This is a genomic window from Mesorhizobium sp. ESP6-5 (assembly GCF_020164695.1).
GTDB classification, from domain to species: domain Bacteria; phylum Pseudomonadota; class Alphaproteobacteria; order Rhizobiales; family Rhizobiaceae; genus Mesorhizobium; species Mesorhizobium australicum.
On the sequence record NZ_JAIUGR010000010.1, the window covers coordinates 47,844 to 71,141 of the forward strand.

Sequence of the window (23,298 nt, forward strand, 5' to 3'; positions counted from 1 at the left end):
AACGCTGCCGGGCAGCGCTCAGACCTTTTCCTGCGTGTATTTCTTCAGCTCCATGCGCGCCACCTGCCGCCGATGCACTGCATCCGGCCCGTCGGCGAGGCGCAGCGTCCTGAGATGCGTCCACGAGCGGGCGAGAGGCGTATCCTGGCTGATGCCTTGCGCACCGAACATCTGCACCGCCTCGTCGGTGACCTTGAGCGCCACACGCGGCGCGATGACCTTGATCTGGCTGATCCAGGGGGCCGCGGCCCGCGCGTCGCCCTGATCGATCATCCATGCCGCCTTGAGGCAGAGCAGCCGGGCCATCTCGATCTCCATGCGACATTCGGCAATGATGTCGAGATTGGCGCCGAGTTTCGCCAGCTTCTGGCCGAAGGCCTCGCGGCGTAGGGAACGCTGGCATAGCATCTCCAGCGCCATCTCGGCCTGGCCGATGGCGCGCATGCAGTGATGGATGCGGCCGGGGCCGAGCCGGCCTTGCGCGATTTCGAAGCCCCTGCCCTCGCCGAGGATCAGGTTCGACGTCGATATCCGCACATTGTCGAAGCGAAGATGCATGTGGCCATGCGGCGCGTCATCGTCGCCATAGACCTGCATCGCCCGGACCTTGGTCACGCCCTTCGCGCCCGAGGGAACCAGGATCATCGAATGGCGGCGGTGCTGTGGCTCTTCATCGCCGGCGGTCCGCACCATGACAATGTAAATGGCGCAGCGCGGATCACCGGCACCCGACGCCCACCATTTCTCGCCGTTGAGCACATAGTCGCCGCCCTGCCGCTCGCAGCGCATGGAAATGTTGGTGGCGTCGGAGGAGGCGACGTCCGGCTCCGTCATGAGATAGGCCGAGCGGATCTTTCCGTCCAGCAGCGGCTCGAGCCATTCCCGCTTGTGCTCGGCCGAGCCGTAGCGTTCCAGAACCTCCATGTTGCCGGTGTCGGGTGCCGAGCAGTTGAAGGTTTCGGCGCCCAGATGCGCCTTGCCCATCTCCTCGGCCAAATAGGCGTATTCGACGGTGGACAGGCCGTAGCCGCGTTCCGAGCCGGTCAGCCAGAAGTTCCACAGGCCGCGCTCCCGTGCGGTCTTCTTCAAACCCTCAAGGATCTCCCTCTGGCGCTTGCTGTAGACCCAACGGTCGCCGGCCTTGCCGACCTCGCTCAGGAATTCCTTGTCGAGCGGCATGATCTCGTCGCGCACCATGGCCGCGACGCGGGCGTGGATCGGCTTCAACCGCTCGGTCATGCCGAGATTCATCTCCGTCATCGGTCGCTAACCCTTCATGCAGGCCGGGCATTTTGTCAGTGGCAAGGATGACCGTACTTCGGATAGCCTTGTCAACGCGAACTGTTTGCCCGCAGGCCGTGCGGAGGATTGTGATGAGCTATCTGGACGAGCTGTTTTCGGTCACCGGCAAGACCGCGCTGGTGACGGGAGCCGCGACCGGCATCGGCCGCATGGCGGCGACCGCGCTGATCAAGGCCGGCGCCAGCGTGATGATCGCCTCGCGCAAGGGCGAGGACTGCGTCAAGGTGGCCAGTGAATTGAACGGGCTTGGCGCTCCGGGCCAAGCGGAAGGCTTTGCCGGCGACGTCTCCAGCGAGGCCGGCATTGCCGCCTTGGTCGGCGAGGTCAAGGCGCGCACCGGCAAACTCGATATCCTCATCAACAATGCCGGCGTGTCCTGGGGTGCGCCGCTGGAGAGCTTCCCTTATTCGGCATGGGCCAAGGTGTTCGGCGTCAATGTCACCGCGGTTTTCCATCTGACGCGCGAATTGCTGCCGCTGCTCGATGCCGCCGCCAGCGACGAAGATCCTGCCCGCGTGATCAATCTGGGCTCGGTGATGGGAACGCAGCCGCTGGCCGACGACGCCTATTCCTACACCGCCTCCAAGGCGGCCGTTCATCACCTGACACGCACGCTGGCGCTCGAATTCGCCGGCCGCCGCATCACCGTCAACGCCTTTGCCCCCGGTCCCTTCCAGAGCCGTATGACCGCATTTGCCACCGGCACGGACGAGCAGGCCAGGCATGTCGGCGGCCATGTCCCGATCGGCCGCATCGGCACACCGGATGACATTGCCGGCGCAACGCTCTATTTGTGCAGCCGTGGAGGCAGCTATGTCACCGGCGCCATCCTTCCGATCGACGGCGGGCAGTCGGTGCAGCATGGGTTGACCTTGTTCAAGGAATGACATTTTCCGGCCGCAGAAGCCGGAGGTGAACTGGAGGACATGAGCGTGGAACCAATCAGTCTCGATGTGCTTCTGGCCAGTGTCGGCAAGGAGGTCGGCGTTTCGCCCTGGCGGGTGGTCACGCAACGCATGATCGACCAGTTCGCCGACGCCACCGACGACCACCAGTTCATCCACTGCGATCCGGAGCGGGCCAAGCGCGAAACGCCGTTCGGCGGCACCATCGCGCATGGCTTCCTGTCGCTGTCGCTGCTGTCGGCGATGACGTTCGAGACCATGCCGCCGCTGGAAAACGGCAAGATGGGCGTCAATCACGGTTTCGATTCGCTGCGCTTTCTCGCCCCGGTGAAGACCGGCGCGCGCATCCGCACCCGTTTCGTGCTGGCCGACGTCAAGGTCAGGCCGTCGGGCTGGGTGCAGACGGCGCACGACGTGACCATCGAGATCGAAGGCTCCAAAAAACCGGCGCTCACCGCCCGTTGGCTGACGCTGACCTTACTTGAACGCCAGCCCGAGACAGCATGAACGAGGCCAACGCGCTCGACCAGGCGACGCTCGCGCCTTACCTCGACGCGCATATCCCGGGTTTTTCCGGACTCGCGGCCATCGAAAAATTCAAATCCGGCCAATCCAACCCGACCTATCTCCTGACGGCGGCAAGCGGCCGTTACGTGCTGCGCGCCAAGCCGCCAGGCCAACTCCTGAAATCGGCTCACCAAGTAGACCGCGAATTCCGTGTGATGAAGGCGCTTTCCGGCACCGCCGTACCAGTGCCCGAAATGCTGCACCTGTCGACCGAGGATTCGCCCATCGGCCGCATGTTCTACGTCATGGATTTCCTGGACGGCCGCATCTTCTGGGATCCGGCACTGCCGGAGGCGCACGGCAACGAGGAACGCGCCGCGATCTACGACGCCATGAACGCCACGCTCGCCGCCCTGCACGATGTCGATGTCGAGGCCGTGGGTCTTGGCGATTTCGGACGCCCCGGCAATTACTTCGAGCGGCAGCTGGCACGCTGGACCGGCCAGTACCGTGCTTCCGAAACCGGCATCATTGCCGACATGGACCGGCTGATCGCCTGGCTGGAAACCCACCTGCCGGTCGATGACGGCCTGATATCGCTGGTGCATGGCGACTATCGGCTGGACAATCTGATCTTTGCGCCGGACCAGCCGAGGGTACTGGCGGTGCTCGACTGGGAATTGTCGACATCGGGCCACCCCTTCGCCGACATCGCCTATCAATGCATGCAATGGCGCCTGCCGCATGCCTCCGGCTTTCGCGGCCTTGGCGGCATCGATCGCCCGGCACTCGGCCTGCCCTTGGAAGAGGACTATGTCGCTGCCTATTGCCGGCGGCGCGGTCTCGCCGGCATCGGCAACTGGACGTTCTTCCTCGCCTTCTCCTTCTTCCGTCTGGCGGCAATCTGCCAGGGTGTCTACAAGCGGGCGCTGGACGGCAATGCTTCCAATCCGAAAAAAGCCAGAACCTATGGCGAGGCGGTGAAGCTGCTGTCGCACCTCGCCGCCGAGCTGATCGACAAGGAAGACTAAGCAATGGGCCGCTTTGATGGAGCCACGGTGCTGATCACGGGCGCGGCCGGCGGCCTCGGCCGTGGCGCCGCCAAGGGCTTTGCCGCCGAAGGCGCCCGGCTGGTTCTCTCGGACCTGAATGAAACGGCCCTGATGAGTTTCGCCGAGACGCTCGATACCGAGACCGCGATGCTGGCAGGCAACATTGCCGAGGAGGCACTGTCGGAAGCACTGGTGGCGCTGGCGTTGGAAAAATTTGGCCGCCTGGATGTCGCCGTCAACAATGCCGGCATCGTTCAGAGTTTCGTGCGCCTGCCGCAGGTTCCATCGGACGAAGCCCGCCGGGTGCTCGAGATCGACCTGCTCGGCGTCTTCTACGCCATGAAGCACCAGATCCCGCAAATGGAGCGGCAGTTCAAGGCGACCGGCAAGGGCGGCGCCATCGTCAACATTGCCTCGGCCGCCGGCCTTTCGGGCGCGCCGAAGCTTTCGGTCTATGCAGCCGCCAAGCATGGCGTGATCGGCCTGACCCGGTCGGCGGCGGTCGAATATGCCAGCAAGGGTCTGCGCATCAATGCCATCTGCCCCGCCCACACCAGAACGGGCATGATAGACGGTTTCGTGAGCGTCTCCGGCATTCCGGAGGCAGAGGCGTTGGCCGAGCTGACCCGTGGCATACCGATGAAGCGCGTGGCGGAAGTCGACGAGATCACCACGGCCATCCTGTTTGCCGCCGACCCAGCCAATTCCTTCATGACCGGCCATGCGCTGGCCATCGATGGCGGTGTCGGCGCGATCTGACGCCTGCCGCATGGGAACCCGCGGCGCCCTTGTCCGTTTCCGTACAGCGTATATAATTTAGCCAGGCACCAACCAGACAAGGGCAACGGACTTGCCGCTGAGCGTCCAGAAACGCCGCGAGAAACAAAAGGCCGAACTGCGCTCGGAGCTTGTCGCGGCCGCGCACAAGCTCGTCCAGGAAGAAGGCTATGAAGGCTTGACCATCCGCAAGCTGGCCAAGCGGGTCGGCTATGCGCCGATGTCGGTCTATTCCTACTTCGCCGACAAGCAGGACATCCTGTTCGCCCTGGCCGAGGACGCGTTCGAAACGCTCGCCCGACGCATCGAGGAGCACCCGTCCGACGATCCGATCGAGGCCTTGCAGGCGGTCATGACCGAATATGCCGCCTTCGGGCTCGGCAACCCCAACGAATACCGCACCGTCTTCATGACCGAAAAGACCAAGCTGCCGGAAGGCAGGAGCTACGAGGACATGGAGGAAAGCAACCCCGCAATGAAGGCGCTGATCAGCAGGGTCGAGGCCTGTGTCGCCGCCGGCAAATTGCATGGCGATCCACGCGCCATCGCCACCATATTGTGGGCCGTCGGCCATGGCACGATCTCGCTTTTGATCACCTTCCCCTTCTACCCGTTCGGCGACCCGCAGGCTTTCGTGAAGCGGATGTGCGACTTCACCCTTGCCACGCTCAGCACGCAATATGTGCCGCCACTGACCGAGACACCGGTCAACTGCTGAGCGCTATATCCTTTGTTCTCCCAGATTCCGCATAGCCCCGAGCCCGCCGCGGCGAGTTTCTTGGTTAACAAAAAACTACCGTACGCGTACGATTTTCTCTTGAACTTCGCGATCGACGGACGTATTTGTACGAACCAACGTACATGTACGGAAAAGAATTCACCCGCCGAAACCGGAGACAGACCATGAAAAAGACACTCCTCACCCTCGCCGCCGTGCTGGCACTTTCGGGCTCCGCCTTTGCCGCCGACGCCACCCACGCGGTCAAGCACGTTCCCGCCGCGACCTGCGTCGACACCAAGACCAATGTGAAGCTCGATTGCGCTTCGACCGGCTCGGTCGGCAAGAAGGCCTCCACGGAAGCCACGACCGACGGCAAGGGTCCCCGGCTCGGCATCACGGTGAACCCGTGGATCATGCCGAGCGCCTACTGAGATTTTCGGAGAGTCGGTTCTGGCCGGCTCAGCCGGCCAGATGATGATTTCAGCCGATCGAGACCGGCAGCTTGGTCGCTGAACTTTCGAAGGCCGCGTCGATCAGCCTTTGCATGTCGGCGGCCCGCCGGAACGACGGATCGCCGTTCTGTCCCGTGTCCAGCGCATCGACAAAGCGCCGGGCGTTGTGCTTGACGCCAGGTGGCGTCAGCGTCCGCCAACGGTGCTGATCGACGTCGTCACCCAGGCAAGCGGACAGTTTCGAAACCTTGCCGTCGGTCTCGACCTTGATCGCGCCCTTGGTACCGTGCAGGGCCAGCGACAAATCATTGCCGTGGCCTGTCGTGTAGCGGCTGGCCATGATCGTGGCCAGCGCGCCTGAACCGAGCCGCGCCGTTATCGCCAAGCTGTCATTGACGTCGAGCACATAGTCGCCGATGCGATCGCCTTCCGCCTTCGGAAAGGTCACAAGATCGGCATGCAGGCTGACGATATCCTCGGCCGCCCCATAGGTCGCGAAGTCGAGGATATGGATGCCGACGTCGCCCAGAACGCCTGTCGAACCGTGCCGGCCCGACAGGCGCCACAGCCATTTGTCGTCGACCCGCCAATCGCCCCAGAACTTGCTGACCAGCCAGCTTTGCCGGTAGCTCGCCTCGACATGGCGCAACTCGCCGATCTCGCCGGCCTGCACCATGCGCCGCGCCTCCTGGATCACCGGAGTGTTGCGATAGGTCAGGTTGACCATGTTGACGAGCCCGGCCGCCTCGGCGGCATCGCTCATCGCAAGCGCATCGGCGTGGTTCGGCGCCAGCGGCTTTTCACAGAACACATGTTTCCCGGCGGCCAGCAGGGCCAGCGTAGTCGCCTTGTGAACCTGGTCGGGCGTGGCGTTGATGGCGGCATCGAACTCGCCCCAAGCGATCGCCGCATCGAGGCTTTCAAAGAAATTGCCTATTTTGTTGGCGGCTGCGAACGCCGCCGCGCGGCCCGGCAGGTGGTCCACGCAAGCGACGATGGCGCAGCCCGGGACCTGCCCGAACTCCTCGATATGATGCGCCGCGATCCAACCGGTGCCGAGCAAGAGCAGGCGGTGCATCAGCTCAGCCCCTTGTCACCGTCCGCATGCAGGCGCAGGCCTTTCTGGACGATCTTCTCCTTGGCCTTGTCCGTCGGCACGTTTGGCGCATTGGTGATGCCGGACCAGGCCGGGGCCGGGTTATGCGCCCAATGCACGGCGTTGCGCAGCACCTGCTGAACGCCTTTATTGTGATAGATCGGATAGGTCTCATGGCCCGGCGAGAAGTAGAAGATTTTTCCCGCCCCGCGCTGATAGGTCAGCCCCGATCGGAACACCTCGCCGCCTTCGTACCAGGAGATAAATACCGTCTCCAGCGGCTCCGGCACGGCGAACGGCTCACCATACATTTCCGTCTCGCCGATCTCCAGGCATTCGCCGATGCCTTGCGCGATCGGGTGGCCGCGGTTGATCGCCCAGACACGCTCGCGCTCGCCCGCCTCACGCCATTTCAGCGAACAGGGCGTGCCCATCAGCCGCTTGAAGATCTTCGAGTAGTGGCCGGAATGGAGCACGATCAACCCCATGCCTTCCCAGACCCGCTTCTGCACGCGCTCGACGATCTCGTCCTTGACCTCGCCGTGGGCGGCATGGCCCCACCATAAAAGCACGTCGGTGGCGGCTAGGCGCGTCTCGCTCAGGCCATGCTCGGGTTCCTGCAAGGTGGCGGTGGTCGCTTCGACGTCCTTGTCCTGGTTGAGTGCGGCGGCAATGGTGCCATGCATACCCAGCGGATAGAGGTCGCGCACGGCGGCATTGGTCTGTTCATGGACGTTTTCACCCCAGACAACGGCTCTAACAGGCATTTTTCCTCTCCAAAGCGCTTTGAATATCGCATCCACGGAGGTCTTGGGAAGAGGCCGTCAGCCAAAAATTCTGAAATCAGGGTTTGCGGGTCTTGCGGCCGGGGACGGTCTTGGCCTTGCCGGGTTTCGCCGGTGCTCCAGGAATGGACGACCCGGTAATCGACACGGGATCGCTGGCCGGGAACGTGTCCTCGAGGCCTTCCTCAAGTTCCTCTTCGGCGTCGGCCTCGTAATGCCGCTCATGTTCGAGCGAACGGACCGCCGCGGTTTTCGGCGATTTCGGCGCGGACTTCGACGGCATCGGCATCTCTCCCTCGACTGTCGCCGCTCAACGGACGCGGGCGGCAAACGTTCCGGGGTCAGCCGGCGGCGTCGCGGGCCCCCTCGGACAGGAAAGTAAAGACATAGTCCGAGAAGGAACGCCAGCACTCGACCCGGAAGGCCTCGTCGGCCGTGCGCAGCAGCACGATCTCGGCCTTGCCGAGAATGGTGCGCGAAGCGGCGCCCACCGGGAAGGCGTCGAGCGACAGGTCCTGCGGGCAGCCCGAATTGATCGCGGCTTCCGCCGCCGGACCGGCGACTAAAATCGCGATGTTGCGATGCGAGATGCCGACCGACGAATGCAAGGCGGAAACTCCTGCGCAATCGGCGAGTGGGTCCTTGCCGGCCTCGTCGATGACAAGCCACTCGTCCGGGCCAAGCCACAACGCCGTACGCCCGCCCTTCGACGCCGAGGTTTTCGGCTTCTTCGGCAAGGTCAGGCCGAGCGCCTTCGACAAAGCGGCGACTGAAGCCTCCGGGGCGCGCAGAGAGATACGCTCGGCCGGCGGCAGCACTTCGACCTTGACACTCGTTGCGGAGACAGTGCGCCCGGCCAATGCCGGACGCCGCTCTGCTGATGATGAAGCCATCGTGGCCGTCTTTGCAGCAGCCTTAGCCATTGAGGCGCCCTCCCGTCTCGTCGAAGAACACCATGCCGGTAACCTCCACTTCGATCACCCCGTCCGGCATCGGCACATAGAGCGTGTCGCCCATCCGGTCACGGCCGCCGGCGACCAGCGCCAGCGCGATGGAACGGCCGCAATTTTGCGACCAATAGCTCGAGGTGACATGGCCGATCATCTTCATCGGGATCGCCTGCTTGGGATCCTCGACGATCTGCGCGCCTTCTTCCAGCACCACCTTTGGATCCTTGGTCTTCAGGCCGACCAGTTGCTTGCGGCCCTTGGCGACGAGATCAGGCCGCGTCAGGCCGCGAATGCCGAGGAAATCGGCCTTCTTCTTGCCGACCGCCCAGTCGAGGCCGGCATCGTTTGGCGTCACCGTACCGTCCGTATCCTGGCCTACGATGATGTAGCCCTTCTCTGCGCGCAGCACGTGCATCGCCTCGGTGCCGTAAGCGGTGGCGCCATGCTTCTGGCCCTCGGCCCACAACGCTTCCCAGACCGCCTGGCCATGGTCGGCCGGCACATTGACCTCGAAACCGCGCTCGCCGGTGAACGACATGCGGAACAGCCTCGTCGGCACGCCGCAGATCTTGCCCTCGCGCACCGACATGTGCGGCAGCGCCTCGTCGGACATGTCGATGCCTTCGACCAGCGGCGCAATGATCTCGCGCGACTTCGGCCCCTGGACGGCAATGACCGCCCACTGCTCGGTGATCGAGGTCAGCCAGACATTAAGATGCGGGAACTCGGTCTGGAGGTAATCCTCCATGTGGTTCATGACGCGCGGCGCGCCGCCCGTCGTCGTCGTTACATGGAAGCGGTCCGGCGCCAGCCTGCCGACGACGCCGTCATCATAGATGAAGCCGTCCTCGCGCAGCATGATGCCATAGCGGCAGCGGCCGGGCTCCAGCTTCTCCCACGGATTGGTGTAGAGCAGTTCCATGAACTTCGCCGCGTCGGGGCCGACCACTTCGATCTTGCCCAGCGTCGACGCATCGAACAGGCCGGCCTGGTTGCGCACCGCGACGCATTCGCGGCCGACCGCCGCATGCATGTCCTCGCCTGCCTTGGGGAAGTACCAGGCGCGCTTCCACTGGCCGACATCCTCGAACACCGCGCCTTGCGCCTCGGCCCAGGGATGGATCGCGGTTCTGCGTGTCGGGTCGAACAGCGGCCCACGCGCGTGGCTGACGATCGCGCCGAAGGTGACAGGCGTGTAGGGCGCGCGGAACGTGGTCAGGCCGACTTCCGGGATCGGCTTGCCCAGCGTTTCGGCGGCAATCGCCAGTCCGTGCATGTTAGAGGTCTTGCCCTGGTCGGTCGCCATGCCGTTGGTGGTGAAGCGCTTGACATGCTCGATCGAGCGCATGCCTTCATGCACCGCCTGGCGGATGTCCTTGGCGGTCACGTCGTTCTGGAAATCGACGAAGGCTTTCACCGTCGTGTCCGGCCCGGCGCCGGGGCCAGCACCCAGCATGCCGCGCGACCAGCTTTCCGAGGCTTCGACCTTCGGCTTGGTGCCCTTGGACGCCTTGCCGCCTGTTTCTTTCGCCGCCTTGGCGCCCGCCGCATAGGCCTCGTCCACGGTCGCCGTCAGGCCGTCGGTGCCGTTGCAGGCGCCGACCGACACGCAGTCCTGCGCGTAGGTGCCAGGCACGAAGCGCTTGGTCTCGTCGTTGAAGGCAACCTTGCCGCGCGATTGCGAGAACAGATGCACCGACGGCGTCCAGCCGGCGGACATCAGGATCGCATCGACGGGAATAGTGCGTTCGCCGCCGCCATTCTTCGGCTGCACCGTCATCGACGACACGCGTAGCTTGCCGCCGGCGCGGATCACTGCACGGCCGAAATTGATCTCGATGCCGAGGGCCCTGGCCTCATCGATCACCGGGCCGGTCGGGTTGTCACGCAAATCGACGATCGCCGCCACGTTGATGCCGGCCTTCTTCAGGTCGATCGCGGCGCCGTAAGCCGAATCGTTGGCGGTGTAGACGCCGACATTCCGGCCAACCGCGACACCATAATGGTTGAGGAAGGTGCGCGCCGCACCCGCCAGCATGATGCCGGGCCTGTCATTGTTGGCAAACACCATGTGACGCTCGATGGCGCCGGAGGCCAGCACCACGCGCTTGGCGCGGACCTGCCAGAGCCGTTCGCGCGGCAGATCGTGGCCGGGGACCTTCAGGTGATCGCTGACGCGCTCGACCAGACCGACGAAATTCTGCGCGTAATAGCCGAACGCCGTGGTGCGCGGCAGCACCCGGACATTGTCCATCGCGCTCAGTCTGGCGATCGCCGCTTGTGCCCAGGCAAAGCCGTCCTGGCCGTCGATCTTCGCACCAGATTCGAAGCGCAGGCTGCCGCCGAACTCGGCCTGCTCGTCGGCCAGGATGACGCGCACGCCGGTCTCCGCCGCGGCAAGTGCCGCCGCGATGCCGGCCGCGCCGCCGCCCAGAACCAGCACGTCGCAATGGGCGTAGCGCGACGAATAATGGTCGGGATCGGGTTTGTCGGGCGAAACACCGAGGCCGGCGGCTTCGCGGATCTTGGGTTCGTAAAGGCTCTTCCAGGCCGCCTTCGGCCACATGAAGGTCTTGTAGTAGAAGCCGGCCGAGAACAGCGGCGAGGCCAGGTCGTTGACCGCGCTGACATCGAAGGACAGCGACGGCCAGCGGTTCTGCGAATTGGCGGCGAGCCCGTCATAGAGCTCCTGCACGGTGGCGCGCACGTTCGGCGTCTTGCGCGCGTCGTCGCGCACGATCTGCACCAGCGCGTTGGGCTCTTCCGCGCCGGCCGACAGGATGCCGCGCGGGCGGTGGTACTTGAACGATCGGCCGACCAGATGCACGCCATTGGCGAGCAGCGCCGAGGCCAGAGTGTCCCCCTCGATGCCCTCATAGGACTGGCCGTCGAAGCTGAACCGCGCGGTCTTGGCCTGGCTGAGGCGTCCGGCGCCGGGAATGCGCAACGCGCCGCTCATTTCGCTACTCCGGGCAGCTTGGAGGGTTTCGGTTCGCCGGCCTTGTAGGTCATGACGAACTTGTCAGTGACGGTGTCACGCACCGCGTTGAAGAAGCGCGCGCAGCCATGCATGTGGCGCCAGCGCTCATAGATAATGCCCTTTGGATTGGAGCGGATGAAGAAGAACTTCTCGAAGTCGTCGTCGCTCTCGCCTGATATGTTGGCCGAGCGTGCGATGTGCGCCTCGCCGGCGTTGCGGAATTCGAGTTCCGGGCGCTCTTCCTCGCAATAGGGGCAGCGGATGAGAAGCATCGTGTTTGTTCCTACAATTCGCCGTGGCCGACGCGCGCGCCAGCCGGTTGATCGCAAAGCTTCTGGCCCATAGTCATGAAGGGAGCGACGAGCCGCAGCCGCTCCTCGACGCTCGTCGCCGCGCTGAACAGATCGCGGTTGGCCATGTTGCCGAGCGTCAGCTGCATCGGATCTGTCGTAACGATGACGCCACGCGGCTGGAAATCCTCGTCTTCATCCAGCCCGTACGGCCTGCCTTCGAAGAACATCACCACTTTCTGGCCGACACTCCAGACGCAGGCGAGCATTCCCTCGTCGACAGAAAACGGCCAGCCGGTCTCGTTTCCCGCACGGCTGATCGGCTGCAGCCGCACTTCCTGCGCCGTCGGAACATGGAACATGCCCTGTTCCCCCGCCAGCATCAGCGGCACCGCGACTGCCACCTCGGCCATCATCATCAGTGCGCCACCGCCGCGGCCGCCGCCTCGTCGATGAGGCGGCCTGTGCGGAAGCGCTCGATGGTGAAGGGCGCGTTGATCGGGTGCGGATCGTCCTTGGCGATGGTGTGGGCAAAGACATGCCCGGACCCCGGCGTCGCCTTGAAGCCGCCCGTGCCCCAGCCGCAATTGACGTAGAGGCCGGGCACCGGCGTCTTGGCCAGGATCGGCGAGCGGTCGGGTGTGACGTCGACGATGCCGCCCCACGACCGCAGCATCTTCATGCGCGTGAAGATCGGGAACATTTCGCAGATGGCGTCGAGCGTATGCTGAAGAATGTGCAGCCCACCGGTCTGCGAATAGGAGACATACTGGTCGGTGCCGGCGCCGATCACCAGTTCGCCCTTGTCGGACTGCGAGATATAGGCGTGCACCGTGTTCGACATCACAACGCAAGGCACGACCGGCTTGATCGGCTCCGACACCAGCGCCTGCAGCGGATAGCTTTCCAGCGGCATGCGCACGCCGGCCATGTTCATGATGACGGAGGAGTGTCCGGCGGCGACGACGCCAACCTTCTTGGCGCCGATGAAGCCGCGCGTCGTGTCGACGCCCGTCACCGCGCCATTGGCGGCCCGCTTGACGCCGGTCACCTCGCAGTTCTGGATGATGTGCACGCCGCGCGCCGAGGCGCCGCGCGCATAACCCCAGGCGACCGCGTCGTGGCGCGCCGTGCCGCCGCGACGCTGCAGCGCCGCACCGACCACCGGATAGCGTGCGTCCTTGGACGTGTTGAGCGGCGGGCAGAATGCTTTCGCCTGCTCGGGTGTCAGCCATTCATTGTCAATGCCGTTGAGCCGGTTGGCGTGCACATGGCGCTTCAGCACCTGGATGTCGTGCACATTGTGCGCCAGCATCATGACGCCACGCGCCGAATACATGACGTTGTAGTTGAGCTCCTGGGAGAGCCCGTCCCAGAGCTTCAGCGCATGGTCATAAATCCCGGCGCTCTCGTCATAAAGATAGTTGGAGCGGATGATGGTGGTGTTGCGGCCGGTATTGCCGCCGCCCAGCCAGCCCTTTTCCAGCACCGCGACATTGGTGATGCCGTGCACGGTCGCGAGGTAATAGGCGGTCGCGAGCCCATGGCCGCCGGCACCGACGATGATGACGTCGTATTCCTTCTTCGGCTCCGGCGAGGACCATTGTTCCTCCCAGCCCTTGTGGCCGCGCATGGCTTCGCGGGCGATGGCGAATACCGAATATTTCTTCACGTTCCAGCCTCGCAAATGGCAGCCGGGCGTTCATCATCAAGCCCCGGCGCGCGAGGTGTATCACTAGCGAAACAGCGCTGCCACCCTTGCGCTGTTTGCGACGGCGCTTGCCGTTTTGCGCCGCGCTGAAAAAGAGCTATCCGGCCTGGCTCCCATGATTGCCTTCAGTCACACTTCTCGGCGCTGGGATTCGGAGGATGATGATGGGCAACGCCTGGTGGAATCTCACATTGCGCTTCCTGCTGGAGCTTGCCGCCTTGCTCGGCCTCGGCATGGCAGGCTGGAGCCTTTCGGACGAAGCGTGGCGTTGGGTCCTCGCCATTGCCTTGCCGCTCGCCGCAGCCGCGGCATGGGGTATCTTTGCGGTCCTCAACGATCCAAGCCGGTCGGGCCGGGCACCGGTGCCTGTGCCGGGCGCTGTCAGGCTGGCGCTGGAATTCATCGTCCTGTTCGGCGGCGCCGCGGGTTTCCATTTGGCGGGCCATACCATTACGGCCATCATCATGGCCTTGCTGATCGTCATCAGCTACGCGTTCTCGCTGGATCGTCTGGCATGGCTGCTGCGGCGGTAGTGGCGCGAATCTCTGCAGCTTTCGGGTGGCTGCTGTTCTGCCGATTTGCGACCAAGCATCCGATCGCCGGCGAAGCTGGCGCGAAGGACAAGGATGCCAAACATGCTCGCACTCGCCAACAAGATCGCCATCGTCACCGGTGCCAGTTCCGGCATCGGCCGCGCCACGGCAAAGCTGTTCGCCGAGGAAGGCGCCAGGCTCGTCATTTCCGCTCGCCGCCAAACGGCGCTTGATGCACTCGCAGTCGAAATCGAGGACGCCGGCGGCACGGCCGTCGTTCTCGCGGGAGATGTCACCGACGAGACCTATGCGAAAGCCCTCGTCGAGTTGGCGGTCGGCAGCTTCGGCGGCCTCGACATCGCATTGAACAATGCCGGCTCCGTCGGACTGATGGGCTCCGTCCCCGACATGTCGGCACAGACATGGCACGGGACGATGGATACCAACCTGACCAGCGCCTTTCTCGGCGCGAAGTATCAGATACCCGCCATGCTGGAGCGCGGCGGCGGCTCGCTGATCTTCACATCGAGCTTTGTCGGTTACACCGCCGGCATGCCCGGCATGGCCGCCTACGCTGCCGCCAAGGCAGGCCTGATCGGTTTGACGCAGGTGCTGGCCGCCGAATATGGACCGAAGGGACTGCGCGTCAACGCGCTGCTGCCGGGTGGCACCGACACACCGGGTGCGACGACGACCACACCCGAGGCCCGCGCCTTCGTCGAGGGCCTCCATGCCCTGAAACGCATGGCCCAGCCGCAAGAGATCGCCCGCTCGGCGCTTTACCTTGCCTCTGACGCCTCGAGCTTCACCACGGGTACCGCGTTGTTTGCCGATGGCGGTGTGTCGATCAACCGGACGTGAAGGATTTTTACGGAGAACTGCCTGTTCGTCGTTGTGACGCAGGCCGCCGCTCTTGCTTTTTCGGCGCGATTTGGCGATTCCGTTTCCTGTCGAAACGGGTCTTCTTGCCAAGACGGGTTGTGAAACCATGATGCTGGTCCGAACCTATGTCGCCCAGAGCGCAATCGAAGGCGTCGGCATGTTCGCCGCCGAACCAATCCGGAAGGGCGCCTCGATCTGGCGCCTGGATCCGGATTTCGACCGGCTGATTCCGATGGACAAATATGAGGCCGCACCCCAGCCCCTGAAGGAATTGCTCGACCGCTATGCCTATCCGAGCCCGGACAAGCCCGGTTTCATGGTCTACGAGGTCGACAATGGCCGCTTCATGAACCATTCGGCGACCCCGAACACCGACTTTTCGCAATATGGCGGTGCGACCGCGACCCGGGATATCGCCGTCGACGAGGAGATCACCTGCGACTACGGTGAGTTCTTCGAGGATTTCGAGCGGCTGCACCTGGCGACGGCGTAACGGGCACACTATCTCAAGGCGACGTGGCAATTTGGCTGTCGTCTCTCATTTCGACTGTGGACAGCGAGGCTTGATTCTGCTATCAGCCGCCACAATTCGTGGTGTCGAGCGCCGCGGAGGCTTGCGGCTATGGCTGCTTGCCTGTTGATATCAAACCCGAAAGACAGGATTGCCCGTGCAGGTACTCGTCCGCGACAATAACGTTGATCAGGCGCTTCGCGCGCTCAAGAAGAAGATGCAGCGCGAAGGCATTTTCCGCGAAATGAAGATGCGCGGCCACTACGAGAAGCCTTCCGAGAAGCGCGCCCGTGAAAAGGCCGAAGCCGTTCGCCGCGCCCGCAAGCTGGCCCGCAAGCGCGCACAGCGCGAAGGCCTGCTGCCAATGACCCCACGTCCGGTCGCTGCTGGCGGTGCCGCCGGTGCAGCGCGTCCGCCGCGCTGACTATCGCCAATATTTCGTCCTTTTCGAAGGATACCAGGGTGGCGCGATGCGGAATCGCCGCCACCCTTTTATTTTGATGTGACCGGCCCGGAGGGGGGAACCGGACCTGAACGACGGCGCAAGTGAGGACAGGGCAGACATGAACGCAACAAGCGTGGAGCGCGGGACCGCATTGCGTGGTTTCGCCCTGACAGCGGCCCTGCTTTCCGGACTGATGCTTGCCGGCTGCCAGACATCGGGGCCGGCCGGTGAATTCAACAACATCGACAAGGCGCAAGGGTCGAGCGAGAATATCTCCTCGCTGTCGGCGGTCATCCAGCGCAATCCCCAGGATCCGGAAGGCTATAATGTCCGCGGCTCGGCCTATGGCCGCGGCGGCCAGTACCAGGCGGCGCTCAAGGATTTCAACCAGGCCATCCAGCTCAATCCGAATTTCTACCAGGCCTATTCGAACCGGGCCCTCATCCAGCGTTTCCTCGGCAACCAGGAAGCAGCCCTTGCCGACTACAATCGCTCGATCCAGATCAACGGCAATTATGACGCCGCCTATATCGGCCGCGGCAATCTCTACCGTAAGGCGGGCCGCACCCAGGATGCGTTCAACGACTTCCAGAAGGCGATCCAGCTCGACACGACGGACGCCCGCGCCTATCACAATCGCGGCCTGATCTATCAGAGCCAGGGCCAGCACAAATTCGCCATTGAGGATTTCTCGACCGCTATCTCGCTGGCCCCCGACGCCGCCGAACCCTACAACGGCCGTGGCCTCTCCTATCTGGCGACCGGCGACGAGGATAACGCCTTCTCCGATTTCAACATGGCCATCAAGCTCGACGGCCAGAACGCCGAGGCCTGGGCCAACCAGGCGCTGATCTACGAACGGCGCGGCGACAAGGCAAAGGCGGCGAAGGCCTATCGCGAGGCTGTGCGCCTCAACCCCAGCTACCAGCCGGCCAAGGACGGCCTCGCCCGCGTCAGCTGACGTCGGCTCATCAGGCCCACGGCAAGGTGCGCACTGCATCGTGCGTATCCGAAAGGACACGCGGCGTTGAAGATCGCCGCCAATCCGGCAACCCTGTATTAACCCCCGCGACAAGCCGTTAACCCTCGCCTTGTTCGCGCCAAGTTTTCGGCGGAACGGTCGCGGCGCTCGAGACGTTACTGAAGACCGATTGCGAAAGGACCCTCCCATGATCAAGAAACTCGTCTGCGCTGCCGCCCTTGCAACGACTATGTTCGCTGCCGCCCCGGCCAGCGCCGGCAGGTTGCAGCTCGGCACGCTCGACTGCACCATCGATGGCGGCACCGGCTATCTCGTGACCTCCAACAAGGGCGTGTCCTGTGTGTTCCGGCCCTATCATCACGGGCCGTCTGAAATTTACACCGGCGTCATCTCGAAGCTCGGCGTCGATCTCGGCAAGACGCACCAGGGCCAGTTGGTCTGGGCGGTGTTTGCCGCGACCCGCGACCGTGACGCGGGCTACCTTGCCGGCAGCTACTACGGCGTCAACGCCGAGGCGAGCGTCGTCACCGGCGGCGGCGCCAACCTGCTGGTCGGCGGCTTCGACAGCGCCTTCATGCTGGAGCCGCTCAGCGTCCAGGCGCAGACCGGCGTCAACCTGGCGGTCGCCGTCACCTCGCTGGAGCTGATCCACTCGCTCAAGTGATTGCACGGAGCCACGCGCTCCACGACCCCTCACCCTGCGGCGCGGAACCAGATAGTATGGTTCCGCGCCGTTTGATTTTGAGGGACCGCCATGTTCAGGACAGCCATCGCCGCTGCCGCGACCACGATCATGCTTGCGGGCGCCGCACGAGCGCAGGACCAAGGCATCGAACTCGGTGCGCTTGAATGCGCCATATCGGGCGGCACCGGCTTCATCTTCGGCTCGAGCAAGGATTTGAGCTGCACCTTCACCCCGGCCGACAAGAGCTTCGCGCCGGAAGCCTATTTCGGGGCCGTCAACAAATACGGCCTCGACATCGGCACGACCAAGCAGGCGGTGATGCGCTGGCTGGTGCTGACGCCGCTGAAGAACATCTACGCGCCGGGTGCATTGGCCGGCGACTATATCGGCGCCAGCGCCGAAGTGACCGCCGCCGTCGGCGCCGGCGCCAATCTCCTGGTCGGCGGCTCCTCGCAGGCCTTTACCCTGCAGCCGCTCAGCCTGCAGACGCAGACCGGCATCAATCTCGCCATCGGCGTCAGCCAATTCCAGTTGCGCAGCACCGAGAATTGACTGGGCCATGAGGGCGGCTTCCGCAGCGATTCGTCATCCACGGGCGGAGCTAGGAGCGTAGCGACGCGGCGCAGACCCGAGGATGACGAAATTGAGAGGCTTCGCGACGTCTGCAAAAAAGCCGCTTGAACTCAACCATGCTTGAGGTTTTAGAAGCCTGCCCTTGGGTAGACAGCGCCTGGATACGGCGCTGTCGATCCTTATGGTCCTGCCGGAAGCCCGCACTGGCCTCTGGCACCATGCGCTACAAGCGAGATAGGCAAAGGCAGGGGTGAACATGACTGAAATCACCAGCAACAAGGTCGACTGGCGCGCATTGTGGGCAAGCGGCGACCTCGCCCGCTTCTGCTTCATCAGCCTCGGCATCCTGCTGCACGCCACCAATGAGACGATGGTGGCGACGGTCATGCCGGCCATGGTCAGCGAACTGGCCGGCGTACAGCTCGTCGGCTGGTCCCTGGCGATCTACGAACTCGGCGCCATCGTCGCCGGTGCCGCCGCCGGACGCCTGGTGAGTTATGTTCCGCTGCGCACCAACATGGTGGTCGCGGCCCTGCTTTATGCCGCCGGCGCGCTGATCTGCGCCACCTCGCCGTCGATGCAATTGTTCCTTGCCGGCCGCTTGATCGAGGGCCTCGGCGGCGGCGCGCTGGTATCGCTGGCCTTCGTCTCGGTCGAGCGGCTGTTTTCGCGTGCCATCTGGCCGCAGCTTTTCGGTATCATGTCGGCTATCTGGGGCGTCGCGGCGTTCAGCGGACCGTTGCTCGGCGCTGTTATGACCGAATTGCTGTCCTGGCGCTGGGCCTTCGGCGTCTTCACACTCGGTGGCACCGCCATGGCGCTGGCAAGCTTCCTCGTACTCAACACGCCGGAGGCGAAGAAACCCAGCACGAGTGCCGGCAAGGCGCCGCCCTTCCCTTTCGTGGCGCTTGGTTGTCTTGCCGTCGCCGTGCTGCTGATCGCCTCGGCCGGCGTCGACATCGCCCTGTTGCGTTCCTCGCTGCTGATCTTGTTGGGCCTGACGGGCCTCGCGCTGTTTTTCTACGTCGACGCGCTGAAGCCGCGCTCCAGGCTGTTCCCGGCGCGGCTGTTCTCCTGGCGCACGCCGGTCGGCGCCGGCATGACGATGGTCGCCGCCTTTTCCATCGCGACCTGCTCCTTCGGCGTCTACGGGCCGCTGCTCTTGACCAGCCTGCACGACATTCCGCTGCTGACCACCGGCTACATCATCGCCGCCGAATCGATCGCCTGGTCGATCCTGTCGATCCTCGTCGCCAACGCGCCGCCGCGACGCGAAAGGCTGATCATCGTCTGCGGCGCGCTGATGATCGCGGCGGGCATCGCCGGCTTCGCCTACACGATACCGCTGGGCTCGATCCCGCTGATCCTGGTCTGCGCCCTGCTGCAGGGCGGCGGCTTCGGCATTGCCTGGCCGTTCCTGACCCGCGTCATCGTCGCCTCCGCACCGGACGACGAGCAGACCATCGCCTCGGCGGCGGTGCCGACCATGCAGCGCATCGGCTATGCCGTGGGCGCCGCTATTGCCGGCATCGTCGCCAATGCCAGCGGCTTTTCGCAAGGCCTGAATCACGACGCGGCGGCCAATGTCGCGAGCTGGCTGTTCCTTGCCTTCGTGCCACTCGGCATTCTGGGCTGTCTCGCCGCCTTGCGGATATCGGCGGCGGCAAATCGGCCTCTGGAGGCGATCGGCTGACGCAGGTTTATCGGACAGGCTATTTCACTCGACACGCAGGCGATAGCCGACACCGGTCTCGGTGGTGATGTAGCGCGGCTGGTCGGGGGTTTTTTCGATCTTCTGCCTGAGCTGGCGGACATAGACCCTGAGGTACTGCACGTCTGTCGAATCGTCCCAGATCTGCTTCAGGATGAAGTGGTGGGTCAGCACCTTGCCGGCATGCTGCACCAGGATGCGCAGTATGTCGTACTCTTTCGGCGAGAGCTTTACCTCCCTGTCCTCGACCTTGACGACGCGCTTGACCAGATCGACGCTGAGGTCACCGCTCTGGAATATCGGCTTCTCACCCTGTTGCTGGAACTTGTGGCGCAGCGCCACCCGGATGCGTGCCACCAGTTCGTTCATGCCGAACGGCTTGGTGACATAGTCGTCGGCGCCGAGTTCGAGCGCGCTGACGATGCCGGCCTCGTCGGTGCGGCTGGAGAGGATGACAACGGGAACGTCGACGCCCTCCTCACGCCATTTGCGCAGGAGGTCATGGCCCCCCATGCCGGGCAGGCCGAGATCGAGCAGCACCAGGTCCGGCTTCTCCTGTTCCATCAGCTCGATCGCCAGCTTGGCGTTCGGCGCCTCGCTGACCGCGTAACCCTGGCTGCCAAGGCCGACCCGCAGCAGCTTGCGGATCGGCGGCTCGTCGTCGACGACCAGTATCCTGACATTCGAATTGGTCATCGAGGCTGATCCATGCCGGGCTCGTCGCCGCGGTTGCCGATATCGCGCGCTTGCGCCGGCACCGGCATCGTGACGGTGAAGGCGCCACCGGGGCGGTCGGTCCGGTTGGCGGCCGCGATCGTGCCGCCCATCGCCTCGACGAAGCCACGGCAGATCGACAGGCCGAGCCCGGTGCCGGCGCGCACCTGATCGCCCTTGCGCACCCGGTAGAAGGTATCGAAGACACGTTCCAGGTCCTGCGCCGGAATGCCCGGTCCCTCGTCCATGATCCGCACGATGATGGAGCCATTGTCCGCCCAGGCCTGGACGCGGATCGTCGAGCCGGGCGGCGAATATTTCGAGGCATTGTCGAGAAGGTTGAACAGGACCTGTTCGAACAGCACGGGATCGAGCCGCAGCATCGGCAAGTTGGGCGGAATATCGACCTCGATCTTGTGCTCGCTGGTGATCTTGCGGGCACGGTCGAGCGCCGTGCCGACGATATCACCAACATAATGGAGGGCGTAGTTCGGCTCCATCGCCCCGGATTCGATCTTGGTCATGTCGAGCAGGTTGGCGATGAAGCGGTTCAGCCGCTCCGATTCGTCGATCACGGTCGACAGGAGCTCGGCCCTGTCCTGCTCAGGGAGGTCGGGCGCGAATTCCTTGAGCGTGCCGGCCGCGCCCATGATGGCGGCGAGCGGCGTTTTCAGGTCATGCGAAATCGAGGTCAGCAGCGCCGAGCGCAGCCGGTCGGCTTCGGCCGCGAGCTTGGCGCGGTCGACATCGGCAACGAGCTGGATGCGTTCGATCGCCACCGCCGCCTGATCGGCCAGCGCGTCGAGCAGCCGCTGCTGCTCGGGCGTCAGAAGCGGGCCCTGCTTGTCATTGTCGAGGCCGACGACGCCGATTGCGGTGCGTCCCGTGCGCAAGGGAAGATAGAGGCGCTTGGCGCCAGGAAGCGTGTCGGCGCCGCGTCCGGCGGCACGGTTGTGCTCCCAGGCCCAGCGTGCGGCGGCAATGTCGGCCTCGGCCAGCGTGTCGTCGGGCGGATAGCCTGCCTTGACGGTGATCGTGCCCTCTTCCGGCAGCAGCAGCACCACGCGCAGCTTCAGCATCGAGGCGATCTGGAAGGCGGTGGCCCAGAGCACGTCGTCGAGCGTGCCGGCGCCTGCGAGCTTCTTGGAGAACAGATAGATGTCCTCGGTTGCCCGCGCCCGCGAGCGGGCGGCGGCGGCCTGACGCTGCACGCGCGCCGTCAGGTTGCTGGCGATGACGGCAACGGCGACGAAGACGGCAATCGCGACGATGCTCTCGGGATCGCGGATCGTCAGCGTGTAGCGTGGCTCGAGGAAAAAATAGTTGAAGGCAAGGACACTGAGGAAACAGGCGTAAAGCGCCGGCCAGAGACCACCAGCCACCGCCGACGTCAGCACGGAGAGCAGGAAGACGATCGCCAGATTGCGAACGTCGAGGAACTGGTCGAGAACGGTGCTGACGGCCAATGATCCGGCAACGTAAGCCGTGGCGAGCAAATACGGCTTGGCCTGGAAATGCCTTTCCTCGGCTGCCGCGTTCACTCTCCTGGAAGACGTTTCGGTGTCCCGCTCCGTTCCGGAGATGACATGGACGCTGATGTCGCCGGCATTGCGGATCAGATCATAGGTGAGCGACCCTTCGATCAGTTCGCGCCAGCGCGACCGGGTCGGCCTGCCGACCACGATGTGGGTGAAATTGTTGGCCGTCGCATGGCGAACGATGTCCTGCGCGACGCTCTGGCCCGGGATGGTCGTCACCTCGGCACCGAGCTGCTCGGCAAGGCGCAGCAGTGTGGCGAGCCTGTCCTTGTCATCCTCGGACATGCCGGCGGAGCGGGGCGTGTCGACATGAAGCGCCGTCCATGGCGCACGAAGCCTGTCAGCCAGCCTGCGTGCGTAGCGAATGCGGGCTGCCCCGCCCGGACGGGCATCGACGCAGACAAGAACCCGCTCCCCCGCCGCCCACGGACCCTGGATGGCGTGGGACTGCATGTGGTTGAGCAGTTGCTCGTCGACGCGCTGGGCGGTTCGGCGCAGCGCCAGTTCCCGCAACGCCGTCAAATTGCCGGGCGAAAAATAGTTCTCGACGGCGCGCTGCGCGGTGTTGGGGAAATAGACCTTGCCCTCCTCCAGCCGCTTGATCAGGTCGTCGGGCGTCAGATCGATGATCTCGACATCATCCGCCTGGTCGATGATGGAGTCTGGAACCGTCTCGCGCACCCTGACCCGGGTAATCTGGGCGACGACGTCGTTCAGGCTTTCGACATGTTGGATGTTCAGCGTCGTATAGACGTCTATGCCCCGCGCCAGGATTTCCTGGACATCGAGATAGCGCTTGGGGTGGCGGCTGCCGGGCGCGTTGGTGTGGGCGAGTTCGTCGACCAGGACCAGCGCCGGACGCCGGGCAAGGATGGCATCGATATCCATCTCGTCGAGGACGCGCCCCTTGTAGTCGACCCTGCGGCGGGCAATGACTTCATACCCCTCGACCAGGGCCTGTGTTTCCTTGCGGCCATGCGTCTCGACCACGCCGATCACCACGTCGGCACCGTCGGCCACCCTGGCACGACCCGACATCAGCATCTCGTAGGTCTTGCCGACACCGGGTGCCGCGCCCAGGAATATGCGCAGACGGCCGCGCCCTTCCCGCTCGGCATGCTCTAGCAGCGCGTCGGGAGATGGTCTGTTTTCGACGTAGCTTCTGTCGTCCGGCATCGGGTCCGATCATGAATGGC

The 23,298-nt window shown here is 64.3% G+C and carries 25 protein-coding genes; 14 read left to right on the plus strand and 11 right to left on the minus strand.

What is annotated here, in order from left to right; translation table 11 throughout:
• Positions 1–18: 18 nt before the first annotated feature.
• Positions 19–1,260, minus strand: a complete 1,242-nt coding sequence (locus tag LB524_RS17590) for an acyl-CoA dehydrogenase family protein (RefSeq protein WP_224528795.1) — start codon at positions 1,258–1,260, stop codon at positions 19–21.
• A 113-nt stretch (positions 1,261–1,373) separates the two neighbouring features.
• Here LB524_RS17590 and LB524_RS17595 point away from each other — a divergent pair, with 113 nt between their 5' ends.
• The 6 genes from LB524_RS17595 to LB524_RS17620 all read left to right on the plus strand — a co-directional run bounded on the left by LB524_RS17595 (position 1,374) and on the right by LB524_RS17620 (position 5,695).
• The gene (locus LB524_RS17595; protein WP_224528797.1) at positions 1,374–2,189 is read left to right on the plus strand and encodes an SDR family oxidoreductase; all 816 of its coding nucleotides are present in this window, start codon (positions 1,374–1,376) and stop codon (positions 2,187–2,189) included.
• Between the two features lie 39 nt (positions 2,190–2,228).
• Complete coding sequence (locus LB524_RS17600; RefSeq protein ID WP_023770549.1) at positions 2,229–2,714, plus strand: MaoC family dehydratase; 486 nt, start codon at positions 2,229–2,231, stop codon at positions 2,712–2,714.
• Positions 2,711–3,745 (plus strand): phosphotransferase, encoded by a 1,035-nt coding sequence (locus LB524_RS17605; protein WP_224528800.1) that lies wholly within the window; start codon positions 2,711–2,713, stop codon positions 3,743–3,745. Before LB524_RS17600 ends, LB524_RS17605 begins: the two co-directional genes overlap by 4 nt.
• A gap of 3 nt (positions 3,746–3,748) precedes the next feature.
• A complete protein-coding gene (locus LB524_RS17610) occupies positions 3,749–4,525 on the plus strand; it encodes an SDR family NAD(P)-dependent oxidoreductase (RefSeq protein WP_140661749.1) in 777 nt (258 codons plus the stop codon).
• Between the two features lie 91 nt (positions 4,526–4,616).
• On the plus strand, positions 4,617–5,261 hold the full coding sequence (locus LB524_RS17615; protein WP_140618770.1) for a TetR/AcrR family transcriptional regulator: 645 nt from the start codon (positions 4,617–4,619) through the stop codon (positions 5,259–5,261).
• 185 nt (positions 5,262–5,446) lie between these two features.
• On the plus strand, positions 5,447–5,695 hold the full coding sequence (locus tag LB524_RS17620; protein WP_140875158.1) for a DUF680 domain-containing protein: 249 nt from the start codon (positions 5,447–5,449) through the stop codon (positions 5,693–5,695).
• A 49-nt stretch (positions 5,696–5,744) separates the two neighbouring features.
• On the opposite strand, the gene LB524_RS17625 is transcribed toward LB524_RS17620, so the two are convergent.
• From LB524_RS17625 to LB524_RS17660, 8 genes are all read right to left on the minus strand, one after another.
• Positions 5,745–6,794: a Gfo/Idh/MocA family protein gene (locus LB524_RS17625; protein WP_140618774.1), complete on the minus strand. Its 1,050-nt coding sequence runs from the start codon at positions 6,792–6,794 to the stop codon at positions 5,745–5,747.
• Positions 6,794–7,579: a ThuA domain-containing protein gene (locus LB524_RS17630; protein ID WP_224528815.1), complete on the minus strand. Its 786-nt coding sequence runs from the start codon at positions 7,577–7,579 to the stop codon at positions 6,794–6,796. Before LB524_RS17630 ends, LB524_RS17625 begins: the two co-directional genes overlap by 1 nt.
• A gap of 76 nt (positions 7,580–7,655) precedes the next feature.
• Positions 7,656–7,880, minus strand: coding sequence for a hypothetical protein (locus LB524_RS17635; RefSeq protein ID WP_041163323.1), 225 nt, complete (start codon positions 7,878–7,880; stop codon positions 7,656–7,658).
• A 58-nt stretch (positions 7,881–7,938) separates the two neighbouring features.
• Positions 7,939–8,520, minus strand: coding sequence for a sarcosine oxidase subunit gamma (locus LB524_RS17640; protein WP_015315783.1), 582 nt, complete (start codon positions 8,518–8,520; stop codon positions 7,939–7,941).
• Positions 8,513–11,506: a sarcosine oxidase subunit alpha gene (locus LB524_RS17645; protein WP_224528817.1), complete on the minus strand. Its 2,994-nt coding sequence runs from the start codon at positions 11,504–11,506 to the stop codon at positions 8,513–8,515. Before LB524_RS17645 ends, LB524_RS17640 begins: the two co-directional genes overlap by 8 nt.
• On the minus strand, positions 11,503–11,799 hold the full coding sequence (locus LB524_RS17650) for a sarcosine oxidase subunit delta (protein WP_015315781.1): 297 nt from the start codon (positions 11,797–11,799) through the stop codon (positions 11,503–11,505). The genes LB524_RS17645 and LB524_RS17650 overlap by 4 nt, the downstream gene beginning before the upstream one ends.
• A gap of 11 nt (positions 11,800–11,810) precedes the next feature.
• Entirely contained in the window at positions 11,811–12,233 is a 423-nt protein-coding gene (locus LB524_RS17655) for a hypothetical protein (protein ID WP_041163669.1), read from the minus strand.
• A 2-nt stretch (positions 12,234–12,235) separates the two neighbouring features.
• Positions 12,236–13,489, minus strand: a complete 1,254-nt coding sequence (locus LB524_RS17660; RefSeq protein ID WP_140661744.1) for a sarcosine oxidase subunit beta — start codon at positions 13,487–13,489, stop codon at positions 12,236–12,238.
• Positions 13,490–13,719: 230 nt separating this feature from the next.
• On the opposite strand from LB524_RS17660, the gene LB524_RS17665 reads away from it, so the two are divergent.
• The 8 genes from LB524_RS17665 to LB524_RS17700 all read left to right on the plus strand — a co-directional run bounded on the left by LB524_RS17665 (position 13,720) and on the right by LB524_RS17700 (position 19,832).
• Positions 13,720–14,061 (plus strand): DUF2568 domain-containing protein, encoded by a 342-nt coding sequence (locus LB524_RS17665; protein WP_224528819.1) that lies wholly within the window; start codon positions 13,720–13,722, stop codon positions 14,059–14,061.
• 102 nt (positions 14,062–14,163) lie between these two features.
• A complete protein-coding gene (locus tag LB524_RS17670; protein ID WP_224528831.1) occupies positions 14,164–14,922 on the plus strand; it encodes an SDR family oxidoreductase in 759 nt (252 codons plus the stop codon).
• A 127-nt stretch (positions 14,923–15,049) separates the two neighbouring features.
• On the plus strand, positions 15,050–15,436 hold the full coding sequence (locus tag LB524_RS17675; protein WP_140661742.1) for an SET domain-containing protein: 387 nt from the start codon (positions 15,050–15,052) through the stop codon (positions 15,434–15,436).
• Positions 15,437–15,611: 175 nt separating this feature from the next.
• Positions 15,612–15,878: a 30S ribosomal protein S21 gene (gene rpsU / locus LB524_RS17680; RefSeq protein WP_010911429.1), complete on the plus strand. Its 267-nt coding sequence runs from the start codon at positions 15,612–15,614 to the stop codon at positions 15,876–15,878.
• 139 nt (positions 15,879–16,017) lie between these two features.
• Positions 16,018–16,860, plus strand: coding sequence for a tetratricopeptide repeat protein (locus LB524_RS17685; protein ID WP_015315775.1), 843 nt, complete (start codon positions 16,018–16,020; stop codon positions 16,858–16,860).
• Positions 16,861–17,068: 208 nt separating this feature from the next.
• A complete protein-coding gene (locus LB524_RS17690) occupies positions 17,069–17,545 on the plus strand; it encodes a DUF992 domain-containing protein (RefSeq protein WP_224528833.1) in 477 nt (158 codons plus the stop codon).
• A gap of 90 nt (positions 17,546–17,635) precedes the next feature.
• Positions 17,636–18,118, plus strand: coding sequence for a DUF992 domain-containing protein (locus LB524_RS17695; protein ID WP_015315773.1), 483 nt, complete (start codon positions 17,636–17,638; stop codon positions 18,116–18,118).
• A gap of 277 nt (positions 18,119–18,395) precedes the next feature.
• Positions 18,396–19,832, plus strand: a complete 1,437-nt coding sequence (locus LB524_RS17700) for an MFS transporter (protein ID WP_224528835.1) — start codon at positions 18,396–18,398, stop codon at positions 19,830–19,832.
• Between the two features lie 24 nt (positions 19,833–19,856).
• Here LB524_RS17700 and LB524_RS17705 read toward each other — a convergent pair whose 3' ends face one another.
• Both LB524_RS17705 and LB524_RS17710 read right to left on the minus strand, forming a co-directional pair.
• Entirely contained in the window at positions 19,857–20,546 is a 690-nt protein-coding gene (locus tag LB524_RS17705) for a response regulator transcription factor (protein ID WP_015315771.1), read from the minus strand.
• Positions 20,543–23,278: a sensor histidine kinase gene (locus LB524_RS17710; protein WP_224528838.1), complete on the minus strand. Its 2,736-nt coding sequence runs from the start codon at positions 23,276–23,278 to the stop codon at positions 20,543–20,545. The genes LB524_RS17705 and LB524_RS17710 overlap by 4 nt, the downstream gene beginning before the upstream one ends.
• Positions 23,279–23,298: the final 20 nt, after the last annotated feature.

What these genes read in the sequence shown, in the direction of transcription:
- LB524_RS17650 (WP_015315781.1), bottom strand. Translation starts at nt 11,799, where the DNA reads ATGCTTCTCATCCGCTGCCCCTATTGCGAGGAAGAGCGCCCGGAACTC.
- LB524_RS17700 (WP_224528835.1), top strand. Translation starts at nt 18,396, where the DNA reads ATGACTGAAATCACCAGCAACAAGGTCGACTGGCGCGCATTGTGGGCA.
- LB524_RS17635 (WP_041163323.1), bottom strand. Translation starts at nt 7,880, where the DNA reads ATGCCGTCGAAGTCCGCGCCGAAATCGCCGAAAACCGCGGCGGTCCGT.
- LB524_RS17630 (WP_224528815.1), bottom strand. Translation starts at nt 7,579, where the DNA reads ATGCCTGTTAGAGCCGTTGTCTGGGGTGAAAACGTCCATGAACAGACC.
- LB524_RS17695 (WP_015315773.1), top strand. Translation starts at nt 17,636, where the DNA reads ATGTTCAGGACAGCCATCGCCGCTGCCGCGACCACGATCATGCTTGCG.
- LB524_RS17600 (WP_023770549.1), top strand. Translation starts at nt 2,229, where the DNA reads ATGAGCGTGGAACCAATCAGTCTCGATGTGCTTCTGGCCAGTGTCGGC.
- LB524_RS17645 (WP_224528817.1), bottom strand. Translation starts at nt 11,506, where the DNA reads ATGAGCGGCGCGTTGCGCATTCCCGGCGCCGGACGCCTCAGCCAGGCC.
- LB524_RS17655 (WP_041163669.1), bottom strand. Translation starts at nt 12,233, where the DNA reads ATGATGGCCGAGGTGGCAGTCGCGGTGCCGCTGATGCTGGCGGGGGAA.
- LB524_RS17620 (WP_140875158.1), top strand. Translation starts at nt 5,447, where the DNA reads ATGAAAAAGACACTCCTCACCCTCGCCGCCGTGCTGGCACTTTCGGGC.
- LB524_RS17690 (WP_224528833.1), top strand. Translation starts at nt 17,069, where the DNA reads ATGATCAAGAAACTCGTCTGCGCTGCCGCCCTTGCAACGACTATGTTC.
- LB524_RS17670 (WP_224528831.1), top strand. Translation starts at nt 14,164, where the DNA reads ATGCTCGCACTCGCCAACAAGATCGCCATCGTCACCGGTGCCAGTTCC.
- LB524_RS17625 (WP_140618774.1), bottom strand. Translation starts at nt 6,794, where the DNA reads ATGCACCGCCTGCTCTTGCTCGGCACCGGTTGGATCGCGGCGCATCAT.
- LB524_RS17710 (WP_224528838.1), bottom strand. Translation starts at nt 23,278, where the DNA reads ATGCCGGACGACAGAAGCTACGTCGAAAACAGACCATCTCCCGACGCG.
- LB524_RS17640 (WP_015315783.1), bottom strand. Translation starts at nt 8,520, where the DNA reads ATGGCTAAGGCTGCTGCAAAGACGGCCACGATGGCTTCATCATCAGCA.
- LB524_RS17610 (WP_140661749.1), top strand. Translation starts at nt 3,749, where the DNA reads ATGGGCCGCTTTGATGGAGCCACGGTGCTGATCACGGGCGCGGCCGGC.
- LB524_RS17675 (WP_140661742.1), top strand. Translation starts at nt 15,050, where the DNA reads ATGATGCTGGTCCGAACCTATGTCGCCCAGAGCGCAATCGAAGGCGTC.
- LB524_RS17595 (WP_224528797.1), top strand. Translation starts at nt 1,374, where the DNA reads ATGAGCTATCTGGACGAGCTGTTTTCGGTCACCGGCAAGACCGCGCTG.
- LB524_RS17685 (WP_015315775.1), top strand. Translation starts at nt 16,018, where the DNA reads ATGAACGCAACAAGCGTGGAGCGCGGGACCGCATTGCGTGGTTTCGCC.
- LB524_RS17590 (WP_224528795.1), bottom strand. Translation starts at nt 1,260, where the DNA reads ATGACGGAGATGAATCTCGGCATGACCGAGCGGTTGAAGCCGATCCAC.
- LB524_RS17705 (WP_015315771.1), bottom strand. Translation starts at nt 20,546, where the DNA reads ATGACCAATTCGAATGTCAGGATACTGGTCGTCGACGACGAGCCGCCG.
- LB524_RS17605 (WP_224528800.1), top strand. Translation starts at nt 2,711, where the DNA reads ATGAACGAGGCCAACGCGCTCGACCAGGCGACGCTCGCGCCTTACCTC.